Here is an 18,774-nt window from a genome sequence, read left to right as displayed (position 1 = left end):
ACGATGCGCACTGTGATCGCAGGAGCGGGCCTGGTCGGGCTCACCACCGCGGCATCGCTGCGGCTGATCGGACATGAGGTCACCGTGCTGGAACACGCTCCGCAGGTGCGGGCCGCCGGGGCCGGCATCGCTCTGTGGCCCAACGCACTACGGGAGTTGGACACCCTCGGCATCGGCGACGACGTGCGGCGCATGGGCGAGACCGTCGACGCCCGGTTCTTCGACGCCGCCGGACACCCGATGCGCGCGGCAGGCTACGACCCGGCCGCCCACCAGCTCCTGATGGTGCCGAGACCGGACCTGAACACCCTCCTCGCCGACACCCTCGGCAGGGACCGGATCCGCCTGGGAACACACGTCACCGGTTTCACCGAACACGACACACACGTGGAAGTGCACCTCGCCGACGGTGCGCCGCTGCGCGCGGATCTGCTGATCGGAGCGGACGGCGTGTACTCCGACGTGCGCGCCGCCCTGGTGCCCGGCAGCGCGGCCGTCGCCCATGCCGGCAACTACGCCTGGCGGGCCGTGCTGCCCTCCGGGGACGAGCGGCCGGAGGGCACGTTCGTCACGATCGGCACCGCGCGGACCCGAGGCGGCTACACGCGGGTCGCGCAGGGCCAGACCATGTGGTGGGTCGGCCAGTTCGACGCCGGTGAACTGGTCGGCAGCAAGAGGGAGCGGGCGCTGCGGCGGGCCCGCAACGTGGCCGAGTCCGGCTGGCACGACGAGCTTCTGGAGATGATCGCCGCGACGCCGGAGGAGGCCATCCTGGAGAACCAGATCATGGTCGTCCCCGAGCTGCCGCGCTGGACCACCGCCCGGGTCGCGCTGATCGGGGACGCCGCGCACGGCCTGTCCCCGCACATCGCGGCGGGCGGCACGCTGGGCATCGAGGACGCCGGAGTGCTGCGCGCCGAACTGGCGAGCGGAGCCGCCACACCCGCCGCCCTCGCCCGCTACGAGAGCGCCCGCCGATCCCGGTTCGAGCAGGTGCGCGAGCACTCCGCGGCGGTCGAGCACGCCCACGGCGCCGCCGAGTCCGCCGAGCGCTACGCCGCCTTCACCCACTGGATGATCACCACCGCGCCCACTGCCTGACACCGGACCAGGACCTCAGCCGCGGCGACCGAGATCGTGGCTGGAGCGTGGGGGACGCGGTTCGTCGCCAACGGCGAACCCGGACGCAGCCCGGGCGGGGCGGTTGTGTGCTGCGGCGGACGGGCTGACGAGGGATCGGGGGAGTTCGGGTTCCGTCCGGGGGGATGACCGTCACCTCGACGGCCCCTTCGTGGAACTGCTCCGGGGGCTGCCGGCCGTTCCATGGGACTGCTCCGGGGCCTGCCGGCCACGCTCGTCATCACCGGCGGAGCCGACGTACTGCGTGACGAGGGCGAGCGGTGCGCCGACAAGCTGCGCGAGGCGGGTGTGGAGGTCACCTCGGTCCGGGTCGACTCCCGTGTCGAGAGGTGCGGCCTCGCGGCGGCCGCGGCGCGGTCCCGGCAGCCCGGGGGCATGGACGCGGCCTGCTGCATTGGCGGTACCGAGGTCACCGGGTCGGGGGAAGGAACCCCCGGCTGCCGGGCCGGTCGCCCTGATCGGGTGTGATCATCACACAGAGATGACATGACGACTCCGGGCAGTCAACAGCCCCTGGCAGGAGGGCCCCTCGATGAGCCTGTTCGTGCAACCCCTTCTCGGCGTCGCCGCGGCGATCGCCATAGGCGCGCCGGTCCCGCTCGGCACAGCCGCCGCGTCCCCCGCCGTCACCGGCGAGGGCTCCCCAGCCGTCACCGCCGAGGGCACCCATTGCGACCGTGCCGACCAGGACGTGTGGGGCAGCGGGCCCAGCCGCAACCTGAGCGCCCGGCTCTGCAGCATCCCGGACCACCAGAAACGCTGGTACACCGTAGAAGTCGACACACTCATGCAGACCTACTACAAGGGCGACACCCCGGAGGGGGGAGTCGACCGGACCAAGGCCCTGCGCCACAGGACCATCAGGTGCCTCGGCTACACCCGCAACAGCGACACCGGCACGGTCGACTGGTTCGGCTGCCCGCCCGTCTGACGCGCCCGTCCCAGCTCCCCGCGGCCCGGCCTCGCGCCGCCTCCCGCGGCCGGACCCGCAGCGCGGCGGCGGTCCACCGCTTCACCGAAGGTGCCGAGCGAGCCGTGGGCATCCGACGAACGGAAGCACGTCGCCGGAACCGCCGTACGGCCGCTCAGGAGGTCCGTCTCAGCCGTCCCCGCACCGAAACCGATCGAGGGGACGGCCGGCCTCGCGGGCCTGCGCCCCCGCGCCGCCCGTGCACACGTCCTTCAGTAGCCGCTCAGGAGGGCCCGTACTTTGCGCAGGGCCTGCGGGCCGGCGCTGCTGTGCCAGCGCGAGGGGTCGGCGGGACGCCGTCCCCACAGCAGCAGCACCCGGGTGGCGGCGTCGCTCTCGATCGTGGCGGGACCCTCGGGAGCGGCCAGCCGGATGCTGCACCCGCCGCCGGTGTCGGCACGCACGGTGCCCCTCGGACCGGTCCGCGGCCCCCGGCGGCCGAAGCGTGCGGCGCCCCACCGGGCCAGTGCCCGTCCCTGCCGTGCCGCCACCACCAGCCGCCCGGCTAGGCTCACGGGCGTGGCGGAGATCATCGATTACGGGCGGTTCCGGGAGCGGCTGGAGAGCGTACGGCCCTCCGGCGGGGCGGACATGGCGGCGATCGGGCCGCGCTGGGAGCTGCTGCGGGAGTTCCAGGAGCAGTGGGGGTACGTCCCGACGGGCGGCGAGTGCCGGCAGCGGGACGCGCCCGATCCCCACAAGGAGTACCTTGCCGGGCTGAAGGCGGCGCATCAGGGCGGACCGGAGGACGGCCGGCCGGAGAGCGTCGACCCCCGGATCCCGGTACCGGCGGCACTGGACGAATGGTGGAACCTGCCGTTCAACTCGTTCGCCGACCGGTCCGAGCTGTACGAGACCAATCCCGAGTGGCCGCCCACCGTCCGTCCCGACCCGGGCGGCTACGGCGCCTCGGACGGGCTGCCCCGCGACAACCCGTTCACCGAACCGGACGAGGACCTCCGGGTCTGCGTGTTCATGGCGGAGAACCAGTACTGCAACGAGTGGGGCTACCCCGCGGCCCGCGCCCACCTCGCCGACCCGCCGGTCCTGGTGTCCGCTCTGGGCGACGACGGGGAGGAGGGCTGGATACGCCAGGCCCACAGCGTCTCGGAGTTCTTCCTGCTGCTCGCCGTGGTCCGGCTGCTCCCGCACTACGGCTGGACCGTCGAGGACGATGAGCCCGGTGAGGAACTCCTGGCCCGCCTGCGGGAGAAACTGACCCCCCTGGGCTTCGAACCCTGGCGGGAGATGACCTGCCGCAGCGAGTACTACGGCGGCCGCGACGTCATCGTCTGCCACGACCCGTGCAGCGACTACCTCAGCGAACTCACCGTCTTCGGCCGCACCCGCGAGGCACTCGGGCACCTCGCGCAGACCCTCGGCGTCGACTGGTCCGAGGACGTCCGCGAACCCGAAAGCCACCACTGCTGATCATCTCCTGCCGCCCCGGCGCCGGGAAACGAGGGCAGCGCGGGGAGACGCACGGTGCTTCCCGCGCGAAGCCCTCGCCCGCCACCCGGTCCCGTGGCAGTGTTGGGTAGGTGCGGATCGAGCAGGACTTCCTGCCATACCTGCGGAAGCCGAGTCACGCGCTGCTGGCGATCCCCGTCGCGCTCATCGTGGTGATCACGGCAGTGGACCAGTACGTGCCCGAGGACATCCACCTCAGTCCACTGCTGGTCGTCGCTCCCGCCGTCACCGCCTACTTCGCCAATGCCTGGACGACCGCGCTGATCGGGTTGCTCGCCGTGGGCGCGCAGGCGTACATCGGCTGGCGCTTCGACGTGCTGACGACACGCAACGTGCTGGTGCAGATCCTCGCCCTGGCGGTGCTGTCCGCCATGGTCGTCTTCTTCTGCGTGGTACGGGAGCGCCGCAGCCGCCAGCTGGCCCGCATGCGCACCATCGCCGAGGCCACACAGCACGCCCTGCTGTGGCCGCTGCCCGACCAGCTCGGCTGCGTGCGGATCGCCGTGCTGTACCTCGCCGCCGAGGACGATGCCCAGATCGGCGGCGACCTCTACGCCGCCACCACCACCGAAACCGGCACCCGCATCATGATCGGCGACGTACGCGGCAAAGGCCTGCCCGCCATCGGCGAGGCGGCCCTGCTCATCAGCGCCTTCCGGGAAGCCACCCACCGGCACGCCACGCTGCCGACGCTGGCCACCGCCCTGGAAGAGAGCGTCACCCGGAACCTGGCCCACCTGGGGCGCACCCCGGAAGTCGAGGAGCGCTTCGCCACAGCGCTGCTGGTGGAGATTCCCGACGAGGACAACATCACCCAGGTCATCAGCTGCGGGCACCCGCCGCCGCTGCTGCTCAGCTCCAACGGCGCCGGCACGGTCGCGCTCCACCCGGCGCTCCCCCTCGGCGTCGGCGGCCTGGGACCGGCCGACAACAGCGTCGACGTCTTCTCCTTCGAACCCGGGGACACCCTCCTGCTCTACACCGACGGCGTCATCGAGACCCGCGACGCCGACGGCACCTTCTACCCACTCGCCGAACGGGCCGCCCAGTGGGCGGACGACAGCCCCGAGGAACTCGTGCGCCTCCTGCGACACGACCTGATGGCGCACGCCGGCGGCCGGCTCGACGACGACGCGGCGGTCATCGCCCTGCGCCGCACCCACTACGGCCGCCGACACTAGACACCGCGGCTGGCAGCCGCAGCCCGGCGACGACTAAGAGCTGCGAACAAAAGTGGGTTCCGATCAGCGGGCGGTGTCCGGTGCGTGCGATCGCAAGGCGCCGGAAGGTCCTTGTAGCGGAGCTACCAGGACCTTCCGGCAACGCGGCGAGGGCGCGTGCCGGGCGCCGGCCGCCGGGGCCCACTTTTGTTCGCAGCTCTAAGTACGCCGTACCCGCCCCCGTCACCCTTGGCTTCCCGGCTCACCCCCTGACGGCAGCCCCTGCCGTCAGGGGATGAGCGGTCCCCGCGCGGTCTGCCTGCGCCGACGCTGCTCGGCGACATCCGCCACCGGCGCGGAGAGCATCAGCGCCCGGGTGTAGTCGTGCTGCGGTGCGGTGGTGACGGTGCGGGCGTCGCCTGCTTCCACGATGTCCCCGCGGTGGATCACCGCGACCCGGTGGCTCATGAAGCGCACGACCGACAGGTCGTGGGTGACGAAGAGGTAGGCGATCCCGGTCTCTTCCTGGATCTCCAGGAGCAGATCGAGAACTGTTCGCCGGGTCGTGAGGTCGAGGGCGGACACCGGCTCGTCACAGATCACGAGCCGGGGCCGCAGGGCCAGCGCGCGGGCGATGGCGACGCGCTGGCGCTGCCCGCCGGAGAACTCGCGGGGCAGGCGCGCCGCCGCGTCGGCGGGGAGGTGGACACGGGCGAGCAGCTCACCGACCCGGCCGCGAGCCTCCTTGGCGCCGATGCCGTGGCCGAGCAGGGGCTCGGCGAGGGTGTCGCCGACGGTGAGGGAGGGGTTCAGCGAGGTGTAAGGGTCCTGGAAGACGACCTGGAGGTCGCGGCTCAGCTGACGGCGGCGGGCGGCAGGGGCCTGGTCGATGCGTTCCCCGGCGAAGGTGATGGTGCCCGACCGGACCGGGACCAGCCCGAGGACCGCGCGGCCGATGGTCGTCTTGCCCGAGCCGGACTCGCCGACCAGGCCGAGCGTCTCGCCCGGCCGGATGTCGAACGAGACACCCTTGAGCACCTCCGTGCGCGGAGCACGCCGGCCCTTGCCGCGGAAGGAGACCCGCAGATCCCGCACCTGGAGCAGGGCGTCCGCCGAGGTGGCGGCTTCGGTCGCGGTCATGCGGTGGCGCTCCTTGTCTCTCGGGCCCGCCAGGGGGCCCTGGGCGGGGCCTCGTCGAGCACGGCCCCGAGCAGGGTCCGGGTGTAGGGGTCGCGGGGCGCGTGGAGAACCTCTTCGGTGCTGCCGGTCTCCACGATCCGGCCGGCGTTCATCACGGCGACGCGGTCGCACAGGTCCGCGACGACGCCGAGATCGTGCGTGACCAGGAGCACGCCCAGACCGCGGTCCTTCTGCAGGCGGCGCAGCAGGTCGAGGACCTCCGCCTGGACGCGTACGTCGAGCGCGGTGGTGGGCTCGTCGGCGATGAGGAGTTCGGGGTCGCAGGACATCGCGCCGGCGATGAGGACGCGCTGGGCCATGCCTCCGGAGACCTCGTGGGGGTAAAGACGCAGGGTGCGCTCGGGGTGGGGGATCTCCACCATGCGCAGCAGGTCGGCGGCGCGGCCGGCCGCTTCCCGGCGGGAGATGCCGAGGACGTGCCGCATGGGCTCCATGAGCTGGCTGCCGACGGTGAAGGCGGGGTCCAGGTTGCTCATGGGTTCCTGGGGGACGTAGGCCACCGTGCCGCCCCGCAGGGCGCGGTAGGCGCGTTCGGGCAGGCCGGTGACCTCCCGTCCCTTGACGGTGATGCTTCCGCCGCTGACCGCTCCGCCGTCCGGCAGGATGCCCAGCACGGAGAAGGCGGTCTGCGTCTTGCCGGAGCCGGACTCACCGACCAGGCCCACGATCTCACCGGCGCGGACGTCGAGGTCGACGCCGTGCACGACCTCCTTGCGGGTGCCGTCCGGCCGGGCGTAGGCGACGGTGAGGCCGCGCACCGAGAGCAGCCCGGAACGGTCGGAGCTGCTGGAGCGGTCGGCGGGCGACTCCTTCGCAGCGGCGGCGGCAACGGCAGAGGCGGCGGCAGGGGGTGTGGGGGCGGCGCGGTAACGGGTCCGGCGGGGCGCGGCCGTTTCGGCGCCCCGGTCCTCCAGGACGTCGCGCAGCGCCCCGGCGAGCAGGACGAGGCAGCCGTTGGTCAGTCCGAGAGCGAGACCCGGCCACAGCATCAGCAGCGGCGCGCGCTGGATGTTCTGGAACGCTTCGTTGAGCATCGCGCCCCAGGTCGCGGCCGATCCGCTGCCGACCCCCAGGAATTCCAGCCCGGCCTGGAGCCCGATGGCGATGCCGGTGACGAGGGCCACCTGGATGATGACGGGGCCGCGCACGACGATGAGAATGTGCCGGGCGACGATGCGGGCGTCGGACAGGCCCGAGACCTTCGCGGCGTCGACGTAGAGCGCTCCGCGTACGCCCGCGACGACGCCGCGCACGAGGCGGAAGAAACTCGGCGCCGCGAGCACGCCGAGCACCGTCATCAGGGCCCACACGCGGGGGCCGAGGATGGCACGGGAGGCGAGCAGCACCACCATGGCGGGCAGGGCCATGACGAGGTCGACGACCCAGTTGGTGAGGGAGTCGAACCAGCCGCCGCGGTAGCCCGCGTACAGACCGGACGGCACGCCGAGGACGAGAGCGACCCCGAGGGCGATCAGGGCTCCGCCGAGGGTGTTGCGCCCGCCGTAGAGGATGCGGGAGAGGATGTCGCGGCCGGCGGAGTCCATGCCCAGCGGGTGCGCGCCGCTGGGTGTGGCGAAGGCGTCGCCGAGCGAGGAGACCTCGGGGCCCTGCGGGGAGAGCAGGGGTGCCAGGCACACGGCCGCGACCAGGAGCAGCAGCACGGTGGCGGAGAGGGCGCCGAGCGGGTGCCGCAGCAGACGTCGGACGGTGCCCGTGCGGCGAGCCGGTGGTGCGCCGGCGGGCCCGGCGGCCGGGCCGGGGAGCCCGGTGCGGGCCGCCGCGGACGGGTCGGCGGGAAGGTGCTCGCTCATGCGGCCCTCGCCTTCGGGTCGAGCCAGCCGATCAGGATGTCGACCAGGAGGTTGATCAGGACGACGCCGGCCACGCTGAGCATGACGAGCGCCATGATCACGGGGATGTCGCCGCGGGTGGTGTAGGTGACGGTCATGCTGCCTATGCCGGGGAGCCCGAAGATCTGCTCCACCAGTACGGCTCCGCCGAGCAGGCCCACGAACTGCATGCCGAGGACGGACAGCGCCGGCGCCGAGGCGTTGCGCAGGACGTGCCGGAACACGATCCGGGAGGCGGGCAGGCCGCGGGCGCGCAGGGTACGGACGTAGTCCTGGCGTAGTACGCCGATCACGGCGCCGCGCACCTGCTGGGAGACGCCCGCCACGGAGGCCACCGACAGGGACAGGACCGGCAGCGTGATGGTGGACAGCCAGCCGCCGGGGGACTGGGTGAACGCGGTGTATCCGATGGCGGGGAACCAGCCGAGGCGGACCGCGAAGACCAGCACGATGACCAGGGTGACGAGGAAGCCGGGAAGTGCGTAGCCGACGACGCCCAGGATCTGGACGAAGCGGTCCACGGCGCCGCGCCGGACTCCCGCCCAGACGCCGAGCAGGAACGACACGACGGTCGTGACGAGCGTGACGCCCAGCATCAGGCTCACGGTGACCGGCAGCCGGCCCGCGACGGCCTCACCGACGTCCTCGCTGGTGAACCAGGAGGTGCCGAGGTCACCTCGTGCGGCGTGGGCAAGCCAGTCGGCGTACTGGGCGAGGACCGGCCGGTCCAGGCCCAGCGAGGCGTTCTTGGCGTCCACGGCCGCCTGGTCGGCGCTCTGGCCGAGGAGCTGGCGGCCGACGTCCACGTCCGCGACCGACAGCAGCAGGTAGGAGAGGAACGACAGGACGACCAGGAGCAGGGCCCCCGCCGCGATCCTGCGGGCGATGAACTTCAGCATGGCACTCGGTATCCGTGACCGGCCGCCGGGAGCGGTCGCGCGGGTTCTGGCCCGACCGCCCCCCTGCGCGGACTCACTTGACGGGGGTGTAGTTGTAGATCGAGGGGACGGCCATGCCGGACTGCGGGGTGATCTTCACCGTGCCGTCCGAGACGTGCAGGTAGGTCATCCGGTAGAAGGGGACGAACCAGCCCGCCTTCACGAGGTGTTCGTCCAGGGCCCGTGCGGCCTGCTTCGCCTGCTCGCCGCTGCCGGTCTGGATCCGCGTGATCAGCTCGCGCACGGTGGGGTCGGTGGTGCCGAACATGTTGAAGGCGCCGGGGGTGACCAGTTCGTTGACGACGACCCAGTCGGACGCGGACTGGCCGATGTTCATGACGAGGCCCGAGTACGCACGGTCGGTGAACACCTTCCGGACCGCCGAGCCGCCGTCGAGGTCGTCCCAGACCAGCTTGACGCCGATGGCCTTGAAGTCGGTGGCCAGCGACGACGCGAGCGCGTCGTTGACGATGGCGGCGATGCGCGGCAGCTTCAGGGTGAAGCCACCGGCGTAACCCGCTTCCTTGAGCAACTCACGTGCTCTGGCCGGGTCGTGGGAGTAGTACGTGTCCAGCCGTCTGTCGTACCCCTGGGTGCCGGGGCCGAAGACCTGGTCGGTGACCTGACCGCGGTCCTGGCGGATGGCGTGGAGCATGGCCGCGCGGTCGACCGCGTAGTTCAGTGCCTGGCGGACGCGGGGATCCTTCAGGGCCGGGGTCAGCTTCCCGTCGCGGTCGAAGAGCAGCAGCCCCTGGAAGTCGAACTCCTGCTTCGCCGTCTTCATCCTGGGATCGGACTCGACGCTGATCTGCTGGTCGGCGGTCTGCAGGAGGGCGGCGTTCACCTGCCCGGTCTTGAGGCCGTTGACGATCGCCGTCTCGTTGTCGAAGAAGCTGATCGTGAGGTTCGCGTAGGGCAGTCGCTTGCCCCAGTAGTCGTCGTTGCGCTGGTAGACCCACTTGGTGCCGATCGTCGTCCGTGCCTTGACGAGACGGTAGGGGCCGGTGCCGTCGGGGGTCGTCTTGAGGCTGTCGGTCTTCGCGAACTTCGCCGGGTTGGCCATCAGGCCGGCCGCGTCGCTCAGGTAGAACAGCATGGCGGGGTCGGCCTGCCTGAGTCTCAGCGTGACGTGCGCGGCGTCGGTGACGTCCACCGACTCCAGGCCGTTCAGCCACTTCGCGTCGGCGCCGCCGCCCTTCTTGAAGCGCTCCATGTTGGCTTTGACCGCCGCCGCGTCGAAGGCCGTGCCGTCGGCGAACTTCACGTCCTTGCGCAGGGTCAGGGCGAGTTCGGTGTGGTCGGCGTTGTACTTCCAGGAGGTGGCGAGCATCGGGCTGAAGGTGCCGTCCGGCTCCCGCTTGACGAGCGTGTCGTACGTGGCCTGGAAGAACGGCAGGGCACTGCCGACCGCCTGCGTGGGGTCGAGACTCTGCGGGAAGGTCAGGGTCGCGATGTTCAGCGTGGAGGAGTCGGCGCTCCCGGTGCCGGAGCCGGTGCATCCCGCGAGGGCGAGGGACGCCGCCGCGCATGCGGCGACGGCCCCGCTTCGGGTGTTTCTGCTCATGAGATTCGCTCCGTCTGGAGGGCCGGGGAGGGCGTCCCGGGCGAGATTGGCGGTGAGCTTACCCGTGGAATTAACCACTTGGTAGGTTTTTCGGGATGGAGTTGACCAGGGGCGTTGCGGCGGCTGTCGGCCGGTCGGCAGCGGGCAGCGGGCAGCGGGCGGTGGCCGGTGCAGGTGACCGCCGGCCGATGCCATGGCCGCCGGCCGGCGGCGATCGGCCTCGTCCGGTGCGGCGGCCGGCCGCCGCACCGGACGGCCCGCACCGGCGGGAACCGTGGCAGGCTGCCTGTGACGACCCGCCGAGGCGGGGACGCGCTCCCGCCGTGCGGCGGGCGCCGGTCGGACGACGGCAGGAGGCCGCAGAGTTGAGCGAACGACCCGAGAGTGTTCCGCGACGCCCGTCGAAGGGCGAACGCACACGGGCCCGCATTCTCGACTCCGCGACCGAACTGTTCTCCCGTTCCGGCTTCAACGCCGTGTCGCTGCGCGACATCGCCGCGCACGCGGGGCTGACGCACGCCGGGGTGCTGCACCACTTTCCGGGCAAGGAGTCCCTGCTGATCGAGGTGCTCGGCCGCCGCGACAGGATCGACGCGCAGTCGGTCTTCCCCGGCATCGTCCACCCGGGCACCCCCGAGCCGGGTCCGGGGGAACGGCTGCGCCTGCTGGTCGGCCTGGTGGCGCGCAACAGCCGGACTCCGGGACTCGTCGCGCTCTACACGAAACTCTCCGCGGAGGCCACCGACCCCCAGCACCCCGCGCACCACTACTTCCGGGAGCGCTACCGCATCCTCCGGGAGGAGATGACCGTGCTCATCGAGGCCCTGCGGGCCGAGGCCGCCCCGCGCGTCCAGGGCGACCCGGCGGTCATGGCACGGCAGTTGCTGGCGCTGATGGACGGTCTGCAGACGCAGTGGCTGATGGAGCCGGACGCCGTGGCGATGGAGGAACTGGTGCGCGACTTCCTGTGCCGGCTGGGACTCGACCCCGAAGGCGGCGCAGGGCAGGCCGGCGTCAGCGCGTGAGCGACGCGAGCACCGCATCGGCCGTACTCCGGTGCCCGGCCGCGTTGGGGTGGAACCCGGCGGCTTCCGCGGAGTCGCCGGGTTCGATCCAGCGCACGCCCGCGGGCTTGCACACGTCGTGCCCGACCGAGGGCCGGTAGGCGTCGACGTAGGTGGCGTCGTACACGTTGGCCTGCTGCGCGAGCATCGTGTCGAGCTGCTTCTCCTTGTCCCGGACCCAGGGGAAGTCCCCCGTGGCGAGCGCGACCGTCTCCCGGCACGCGGTGCCGTCGTCGGGGAACAGGGCCGGGTAGCCCACCAGCAGCACCTTCGCGCGCGGGGACCGGGCGTGGATCTCCGCGAGGACCGCGTCGATCCTGGGTGCCGTGGTGTTGATGCGGGAACCGATCTCGTCGGTGCCGAGCAGGGTGTAGCTCTGCTTGCAGGGGGAGCCGTTCGGCGCCAGGTACCCGAGGAGCACACAGCGCGTGATCACGCCGCCCAGGTCCAGGTCGTTGCCGCCGATGCCCAGGGTGACCAGGGTGGTGTCGGGGCGCAGGGCGTCGAGTTGCGGCGGCGCCGAGTCCTGGCGGCCCGTCATGTCGCTGGTGTCGGCTCCGGCGCAGGTCACGTCGGTGAACGACGTCGCGCCGACGGCACGCGCCACCAGCGACGGGTAGTTGTTCGAGGAGCGCCCGCAGAGGGAGTCGGTCTGCTCGGGGATGCCCAGGCCGGAACTGTAGGAGTCCCCGAGCGCGACGTACCGCACCTCGCCGGCGGCGCGCTGGGCGGTGCGCCGGGCAGGGTGCTCCGGTGCGGGGGCCGCGGTGGCGGCCGCCGTCGCGCCGGCCAGTACGGCGACGGCCGCCGCGGTTGCGACGCCGGTGCGCAGCAGTGCCCTGCGGGTGGTGCCGGTGCCGTGCGGGGCCGCGGTGCGCGACGTGTGTCCCGCGGCGGGCGGGGCGGACGGCTGACTGGCTGGGGACATGTCCGGTCCTCGTTTCATCGGCGAGCGGAAGGAGGCGCGGCGGCGGGATCAGGACGCTGTCCCGGAGCGGCGCGGCTCGAGCGCGAAAACCGTAAGTTGATCGGTTTCTGCTCGTCAATAGGTTGCGCGGAGCTGAATCGACCGACGGGACCCGCCCCTTACTCGCCGGTAGACAGTTCTTGACAGTGAAAACCGATCAATTTATGGTTTTTAGATCATCCGGCCGTCGACGCGGCTCACCCGCACCGGCCCGGAAGTCCTTCACACACCGTCAGCGAGCGGCCCGTCGCGGCCGCCCGGAAGCAGCGGCCCGGTCCCACCCCGCCTCACGAGACCTCGACAGGTGCGCCGAATGACCCACCACACCCCACCGCCCGCGGCCCAGGATCCGGCGCCGCCGCAGCTCACCCTCGCCGAGAAGGCGGCTCTGACCAGCGGTGCCGGTGACTTCGTCACCACCGCCGTCGCCTCCTGCGGCATCCCGGCGGTCGCCCTGTCCGACGGCCCGCACGGGCTGCGGCTGCCGAGGGAGAGCGGCGACGGCGGACAGCTCGACCTGCACAGCGCCGCTCCCGCCACCTGCTTCCCGCCCGCCACCGCGCTCGGCAGCAGCTGGGATCCGCAGCTCGCCCACCGCGTCGCCGGCGCGATCGCCGCGGAGGCCCGCGCCCACGGCATTCACGTCGTGCTCGGGCCCGGTGTCAACATCAAGCGGTCGCCGCTGTGCGGCCGCAACTTCGAGTACTTCTCCGAAGACCCCCTGCTGTCGGCCGAGATGGGCGGCGCGATGGTCCGCGGGCTGCAGGAGGCGGGCGTCGGAGCGGCCCTCAAGCACTACGCCGCCAACAACCAGGAGACCGACCGCATGCGGGTCAGCGCCGACGTCGACGAGCGTCCGCTGCGCGAGATCTATCTACGGGCCTTCGAACGTATCGTCCGCCGCGACCGCCCCTGGTCCGTCATGGCCTCCTACAACGGCGTCAACGGCGTCCCGCTGACCGAGAACACCCGGCTGCTCACGGACATCCTGCGCACCGAGTGGGGCTTCGAGGGCATCGTCATGTCCGACTGGGGAGCCGTGCGCGACCGGGTCGCCGCGCTGCGCGCCGGACTCGACCTCCAGATGCCGGGCACGGACGGCCGCACCGACCGCCAGGTCGTCGCCGCGGTGACCGGCGGCGACCTCGACGAGGCGGTGCTCGACACCGCGGTGGAACGGCTCGTCCGCTTCGCCCGGCGCACGGCCGGCGCGGTGCCCACCCGCCGCCCGGTGCCCGTCGACGAGCACCACCGACTCGCCGGAGAGGCCGCGGACCGGTGCATCGTGCTCCTGAAGAACGACTCGGCGCTGCTGCCCCTCGATCCGGCGTCGGGAAGTGTGGCGGTCATCGGTGAACTGGCCCGCACCCCGCGCTACCAGGGCGCGGGCAGTTCCCAGGTGACGCCGACCCGCCTGGACACACCCCTCGACTGCCTGCGCCGCCTCTCCGGCGGCGCCCGGGTGGACTTCGCCGCCGGCTACGTGCTCCCGGGAGCCGCGGCGGCGGACACGGCCGGGAGCGCGGCCCCGGGCCCGCACCCGGACGCGAACGCGGACACGGAGGTGGCCCTGGCCGGCGAAGCCGTACGGCTGGCGGCCGCGAGCGACACCGTGGTGCTCTTCCTCGGCCTCCCCGCCCAGGACGAGTCGGAGGGCTTCGACCGCGACCACATCGACCTGCCCGCCGTCCAACTGCGCCTGCTGGAAAAGGTCCGGGCCGTCAACCCGCGCGTGTGCGTGGTGCTGTCCAACGGCGGCGTGGTACGCACCGCGCCCTGGCAGGCGACCGTACCCGCCCTGGTCGAGGGCTGGCTGCTCGGCCAGGCCGGCGGCGGGGCGCTCGCCCGGGTGCTCTTCGGCGTGGTCAATCCCTCGGGCAAGCTGGCCGAGACCGTCCCGCTGCGCCTGGAGGACTCGCCCAGCCACCTCTCCTTCCCGGGCGAGGAGGGCCGGGTCCGCTACGGGGAGGGCGTCTTCGTCGGATACCGCGGCTACGACGCCCGCCGCAGCGAGGTGGCCCACCCCTTCGGCCACGGGTTGTCGTACACCACGTTCGCGTACTCCGGGCTGCGCGTCGTCCAGGACGAAGAGGGCGCGGCGTTCACCGTGTCGTTGACCGTCACCAACACCGGGGACCGCACGGGACGCGAGGTCGTCCAGATCTACAGCAGCGGCCCGGCCGCCTCCGTGGTCGCCCGGCCGCCGAGGGAGCTGCGCGGCTTCGCCTCGGTGTCCCCGGCCCCCGGCGAGAGCTGCGAGGTGGTGGTGGAGCTGGCGCGCGACGACCTCGCGTACTACAGCGAACGCGAGGGCCGCCGGCGGGTGGAGGGCGGTGTCTACCGCATCGAGGCGGGCTCCTCCTCGCGTGACATCCGCCTGTCGGCCGAGGTGAGCGTCGCCGGTGACCCCTCCCGGCTGCGTCTGAGCGGACGCAGCACGCTCGCGGAGTGGCTCGCGCACCCCGTGGGCGGCCCGCTGCTGAGCGAGAGGTTCGCCCGGGCCAGGCCGCGGGGGGCGGGAGCGGGCGCCATGGACGATCCGGTGATGCGCAGGTTCCTCGCAGGGATTCCGCTCGACGTGATCTCGGAGTTCCCGCAGAGTCCCGTACCGCCCGAGGAGGTGGCCGAACTGGCCGCCATGGTCGCCGCCGCAGCGCACGGCCAGGACGGCCAGGACGGCCAGGACGACCAGGACGGCCATGGCGGCCTGGACGGCCGCGGAAGGCGAGGCGGCGAAGACAGGCAGGGCGGCCAGGGCGGCCGGGACGGGGCAGGGGAGTGACGTGACGAACGGGGCGGTGGCCGGGGCCGGGACGGTCGACGGGAGTGTGCAACCCGGCTGGGAGCGGGTGCGGGACGCCTTCGCCCGGGGACAGGCGCACGATCCGGGCGCCGCTCAGCTGGCCGTCCATCACCACGGCCGGCTGGTCGTGGATCTGTGGTCCACGGGCACCGCGGCGCGGCCGGAGACACGACCGTTCGGGCCGGACCGGATCGGCGTGCTGATGTCCGTGTCGAAGGCCATGGTCGCCGTCTGCGCCCATGTGCTGTGCGAACGGGGCGTCCTGGACCTGGACGCGCCCGTCGCACGGTACTGGCCGGAGTTCGCGGCGCAGGGCAAGGCGGACACGACGGTGGCCGACCTGCTCGCCCACCGCGCCGGGCTGCCGGCCTTCACCGACGATCCCGCGGGTGCCGGGATGCCGGGGCTCCTGGACTGGGAGGCACGCGTCAGCGCCCTCGCGGCGATGCGACCGGTGTGGGTTCCCGGATCGGCCTGCCTCTACCACGCACTCACCTACGGCCATCTGGTCGGCGAGGTCGTGCGCCGGGTGTCGGGGACGAGTGTCGGCTCCTTCTTCTCCCGGGAGGTGGCCGGACCGCTGGGACTCGACCTGTGGATCGGGCTGCCGGAACGGATGGAGCACCGGTTCGTCCCCCAGTTCGCCGTCAGGGACGCACCCACGGCCGAACAGGTCGTGACGGCGATCGCGGGTCTCGGACTCTCCCCGGACGGCAGGCTGGCCGGCGTGCTGCGGGCGTCGGCGGCCGAACTGCACGCGGTCGTCGAGGCGTTCGGCACGCGACAGGGCAGGGCCTGCGAGTTTCCGGCCGCGGGGGGCATCGGCAACGCCCGCTCGCTGTCCCGGCTGTACGCTGCGCTCATCGGCCCGGTCGACGGGGTACGGCTGCTGTCCCGGGCCACCCTCGACCGGGCACGCACTCCGCACACCGATCACCTGCCGCCACCAGCGCCCCTGGACCGGGTCGACGGCCCGGACCGGTCGCGCTTCGGGCTCGGCTTCGAACTGCCCCGCCCGGGTGAACCCCTGCTGGGCGAAGGCTCCTTGGGACACGCCGGAGCGGGCGGCCGGCTCGGCATGGCCCATCCGGAGAGCGGGCTCGCGGTCGGCTACGTCTGTACGGCGATGTCCTGGGAGCCGTCCTCGGGACCCGATCCGCGCTGGGCGCGGTGGACGGCGGCCGTCAAGGAGGCGGCGGGCATCCCCGCCGTGACCTGACGTCGCTCCTCACGCGGCACTGGCATCGGCCACGGCAGCACGGCGACTCGCACGGCGGACGCTGCGCGGCAGGCCGCGAACGGTGCAGGGACGGGGCGGGAGCCGGTACGAGACCGGCTCCCGCCCCGTGCCGCTCCTGGACCCGACCCGGCCACCCTCGGCCTGGCCCGGCTCCCCCCGACCGCCCCTCTCGACACGACCTGGCCGCCCTTCGACCCGACCCGGCTGTCCCTCGACCCGGATGTCACCCGGGCGTCGCGGCCGCCCGCCCGTGGTGGACCAGGCCGGGCGCCGCGCGTCCCCTGCGCCTCTCCGCGGTCAGGCGCTCGGTTCCGCTGCGAGGAGCCGCATGATGTCGTCGATCGGCTGCTCCATGTCCACCGACCGGTCGATGAGCCACTGCAACTGGATGCCGTCGGCCACCGCCAGCAGCAGGACCGCCAGGCGTTCGGCGGGGACCACGGTGGTCATCCGTCCTTCGTCCATCCGCTTCTGGACGAAGGCGGCGACGCGGTCCCGCAGGACCGGATAGCGCTGGGCGAAGTGCTCGTGCGCCGGGTGACCGGGATCGCTGGCGGCCGCCGCCATGGACACGAACAGCTCGACCAGCCCGGGGGTCCGGGCGCTCTCCCGGATGATCTCCCGGTAACTCTCGGGGTTGGTGCGCTCGTCCTGCCGGACGCGGGCCGTCTCGTCGCGCATCCGCAGCACCTGCGTCAGCAGGTCTTCCTTGGAGTCGAAGTAGTGCATCAGGCCGGGCAGGCTGAGATTGCACCTGGCGGCGACCTTGCGCAGCGAGGTCCCCCGGTACCCTTCGGCCGCGAAGATCTCCAGAGCCGCGTGCAGGATCTCGGTGCGCTTCGCCTCGCCCTTCTCGTAAGGACCCCGTTTCGCCATGCCGACCAGCCTAACCCGCGGCCGGGACGCCGGCGGGGGCGGTGGCCGGTCCGCCGGGGATGCGTCCGGCGCGGGCCAGCGAACCCAGCCAGCGGGCCGACTCCTTGGGCGTGCGGGCGAAGGTGTGCGGGTCGACCGAGATGAGTCCGAACGTCGGCCGGTAGGAACCCCACTCGTAGTTGTCCAGGGCGCTCCAGTGCAGGTAACCGCGCACGTCGACGCCGTCGCGCATGGCCGCCGCCAGGCTTGCCAGGGCATCCGTGGTGTACGCGATCCGCAGGGCGTCGTCGCCGGTGGCGATGCCGTTCTCGGTTACCAGGACGGGCACGTGCGGGCCGACGACTCGGGCCGTGTGCCGCACCGCCTCGCCCAGGGCCTCCGGATAGACCTCCCAGCCGGTCAGCGTGGTGGCGGCGCCCGTCGGCACGGGCAGCGGTCCGTCGGGGCCGATGCGGTGCCGGGTGTACGCCTGCACACCGACCCAGTCGTCCTCGCGGGCCGCCTCCAGGAAGACGTCCTCGCGCGGCCGGGCGTAGGCGGCGGTGACGTCCTCGGCTCCCGGCTCGGCGTGGTAGACCTGGTTGGCCACCGTCCAGCCCACCTGCAGTCCGGGAACGGACGATCTCAGGACGGCGGACGCGGCCCGGTGGGCGCGGATCAGCGCCTGGGTGACCTCGGCGTCCGGTTCGACCGCGCCGGGATCGAAGACCGCGGCACCTTCCTGGCGTTCCTGAGCCGGGGCCGCGGGAGCGGACGGAGAGCCCGTGGCGGTGCCGCCGGAGCGCCGTGCGGCCCGGCGCACCAGGGTGTGGATCAGCGCGACCATGTTCGGCTCGTTGATGGTGGCCGCGTAACGCACGCCGGCGCCGAGGATCTCGCCGGCCGTCTGAGCGTAGGCCGCGAAGAGCTCACTCGAATCCGGTGACGCCCAGCCCCCGAGTTCGCTGAACCAGCGCGGCGAGGTGAAGTGGTGCAGTGTCACCACGGGGGTGAGACCCCGTTCCAGGGCACCGTCCACCATCGCGCGGTAGTGGGCGACGGCCGCGCGGGACACCTGACCGCGCTCGGGTTCGATGCGCGCCCACTCGATGCTGAACCGGTAGGCGTTGAAGCCGAGTTCACTCAGCATCCGCATGTCCTCCGGCCAGCGGTGGAAGCTGTCGGCCGCGTCCCCGCTGCGCTCGGCGACGAAGCTGCCCGGCCGGTTCTCCAGGGCCCACCAGTCACTGGAGACGTTGTTCCCCTCGACCTGGTGGGCGGAGGTGGAGGCACCCAGCAGGAAGCCGTCCGGCAGCACGAGACCGGGCTCGTTCGAGGGGGTCATGGACAGACTCCTTCCGCAGGGAGCCGGGGCGGCGGACGGCCGGGACACGACTCCGTGAAAAGCGTTCATTGATCGGTTTTCGTGTTAGCGTACAGGCGGACCCGGCCCGGCAGGAAGAGGCGACAGGGCCTCCCGCGGGGACACGGCCCGCCGCACCAGGGGCCCGGCGCCGCCCTGACACGGATGCCGGGCCCCTGGCCCCGGCTCG

Annotated in this window: 15 protein-coding genes and 1 pseudogene; 8 read left to right on the top strand and 8 right to left on the bottom strand. The window is 72.6% G+C overall.

What is annotated here, in order from left to right:
* Window positions 1-3: 3 nt before the first annotated feature.
* The 3 genes and pseudogenes from AC6I72_RS33020 to AC6I72_RS33010 all read left to right on the top strand — a co-directional run bounded on the left by AC6I72_RS33020 (window position 4) and on the right by AC6I72_RS33010 (window position 2,071).
* Window positions 4-1,101 (top strand): FAD-dependent monooxygenase, encoded by a 1,098-nt coding sequence (locus AC6I72_RS33020; protein WP_498005131.1) that lies wholly within the window; start codon window positions 4-6, stop codon window positions 1,099-1,101.
* 219 nt (window positions 1,102-1,320) lie between these two features.
* Window positions 1,321-1,464, top strand: a pseudogene (locus AC6I72_RS33015) (alpha/beta hydrolase fold domain-containing protein); the annotation flags it as partial.
* Window positions 1,465-1,672: 208 nt separating this feature from the next.
* The gene (locus AC6I72_RS33010) at window positions 1,673-2,071 is read left to right on the top strand and encodes a hypothetical protein (RefSeq protein ID WP_498005130.1); all 399 of its coding nucleotides are present in this window, start codon (window positions 1,673-1,675) and stop codon (window positions 2,069-2,071) included.
* Between the two features lie 251 nt (window positions 2,072-2,322).
* On the opposite strand, the gene AC6I72_RS33005 is transcribed toward AC6I72_RS33010, so the two are convergent.
* Complete coding sequence (locus AC6I72_RS33005) at window positions 2,323-2,514, bottom strand: hypothetical protein (protein ID WP_498005129.1); 192 nt, start codon at window positions 2,512-2,514, stop codon at window positions 2,323-2,325.
* 115 nt (window positions 2,515-2,629) lie between these two features.
* Between AC6I72_RS33005 and AC6I72_RS33000 the strand changes: the two genes are divergently transcribed.
* A complete protein-coding gene (locus AC6I72_RS33000; RefSeq protein WP_498005128.1) occupies window positions 2,630-3,541 on the top strand; it encodes a hypothetical protein in 912 nt (303 codons plus the stop codon).
* Between the two features lie 110 nt (window positions 3,542-3,651).
* Complete coding sequence (locus tag AC6I72_RS32995; RefSeq protein ID WP_498005127.1) at window positions 3,652-4,761, top strand: PP2C family protein-serine/threonine phosphatase; 1,110 nt, start codon at window positions 3,652-3,654, stop codon at window positions 4,759-4,761.
* 267 nt (window positions 4,762-5,028) lie between these two features.
* Here AC6I72_RS32995 and AC6I72_RS32990 read toward each other — a convergent pair whose 3' ends face one another.
* The 4 genes from AC6I72_RS32990 to AC6I72_RS32975 form a co-directional block, all read right to left on the bottom strand.
* Window positions 5,029-5,880, bottom strand: coding sequence for an ATP-binding cassette domain-containing protein (locus AC6I72_RS32990; RefSeq protein WP_498005126.1), 852 nt, complete (start codon window positions 5,878-5,880; stop codon window positions 5,029-5,031).
* Window positions 5,877-7,751, bottom strand: a complete 1,875-nt coding sequence (locus AC6I72_RS32985; RefSeq protein WP_498005125.1) for a dipeptide/oligopeptide/nickel ABC transporter permease/ATP-binding protein — start codon at window positions 7,749-7,751, stop codon at window positions 5,877-5,879. The genes AC6I72_RS32990 and AC6I72_RS32985 overlap by 4 nt, the downstream gene beginning before the upstream one ends.
* Complete coding sequence (locus AC6I72_RS32980) at window positions 7,748-8,689, bottom strand: ABC transporter permease (protein WP_498005124.1); 942 nt, start codon at window positions 8,687-8,689, stop codon at window positions 7,748-7,750. The genes AC6I72_RS32985 and AC6I72_RS32980 overlap by 4 nt, the downstream gene beginning before the upstream one ends.
* Before the next feature lie 73 nt (window positions 8,690-8,762).
* On the bottom strand, window positions 8,763-10,292 hold the full coding sequence (locus AC6I72_RS32975; protein WP_498005123.1) for an ABC transporter substrate-binding protein: 1,530 nt from the start codon (window positions 10,290-10,292) through the stop codon (window positions 8,763-8,765).
* 365 nt (window positions 10,293-10,657) lie between these two features.
* On the opposite strand from AC6I72_RS32975, the gene AC6I72_RS32970 reads away from it, so the two are divergent.
* The gene (locus AC6I72_RS32970) at window positions 10,658-11,317 is read left to right on the top strand and encodes a TetR/AcrR family transcriptional regulator (protein ID WP_498005122.1); all 660 of its coding nucleotides are present in this window, start codon (window positions 10,658-10,660) and stop codon (window positions 11,315-11,317) included.
* On the opposite strand, the gene AC6I72_RS32965 is transcribed toward AC6I72_RS32970, so the two are convergent.
* A complete protein-coding gene (locus AC6I72_RS32965; protein WP_498005121.1) occupies window positions 11,307-12,284 on the bottom strand; it encodes an SGNH/GDSL hydrolase family protein in 978 nt (325 codons plus the stop codon). The genes AC6I72_RS32970 and AC6I72_RS32965 overlap by 11 nt on opposite strands.
* Before the next feature lie 352 nt (window positions 12,285-12,636).
* Between AC6I72_RS32965 and AC6I72_RS32960 the strand changes: the two genes are divergently transcribed.
* Both AC6I72_RS32960 and AC6I72_RS32955 read left to right on the top strand, forming a co-directional pair.
* Window positions 12,637-15,105 carry a glycoside hydrolase family 3 C-terminal domain-containing protein gene (locus tag AC6I72_RS32960; protein ID WP_498005120.1) on the top strand — a complete coding sequence of 823 codons (2,469 nt, stop codon included), beginning with the start codon at window positions 12,637-12,639 and terminating at the stop codon, window positions 15,103-15,105.
* 1 nt (window position 15,106) lies between these two features.
* Complete coding sequence (locus AC6I72_RS32955; protein ID WP_498005119.1) at window positions 15,107-16,345, top strand: serine hydrolase domain-containing protein; 1,239 nt, start codon at window positions 15,107-15,109, stop codon at window positions 16,343-16,345.
* Between the two features lie 318 nt (window positions 16,346-16,663).
* On the opposite strand, the gene AC6I72_RS32950 is transcribed toward AC6I72_RS32955, so the two are convergent.
* Window positions 16,664-17,242, bottom strand: coding sequence for a TetR/AcrR family transcriptional regulator (locus AC6I72_RS32950; protein WP_392270381.1), 579 nt, complete (start codon window positions 17,240-17,242; stop codon window positions 16,664-16,666).
* 10 nt (window positions 17,243-17,252) lie between these two features.
* The gene (locus AC6I72_RS32945) at window positions 17,253-18,566 is read right to left on the bottom strand and encodes a glycoside hydrolase family 1 protein (protein ID WP_498005118.1); all 1,314 of its coding nucleotides are present in this window, start codon (window positions 18,564-18,566) and stop codon (window positions 17,253-17,255) included.
* Window positions 18,567-18,774: the final 208 nt, after the last annotated feature.

This window comes from Streptomyces sp. Xyl84 (assembly GCF_059731885.1).
Note: the sequence above shows the minus strand (reverse complement) of the source record. Positions and strands in the feature narration are given on the sequence as shown.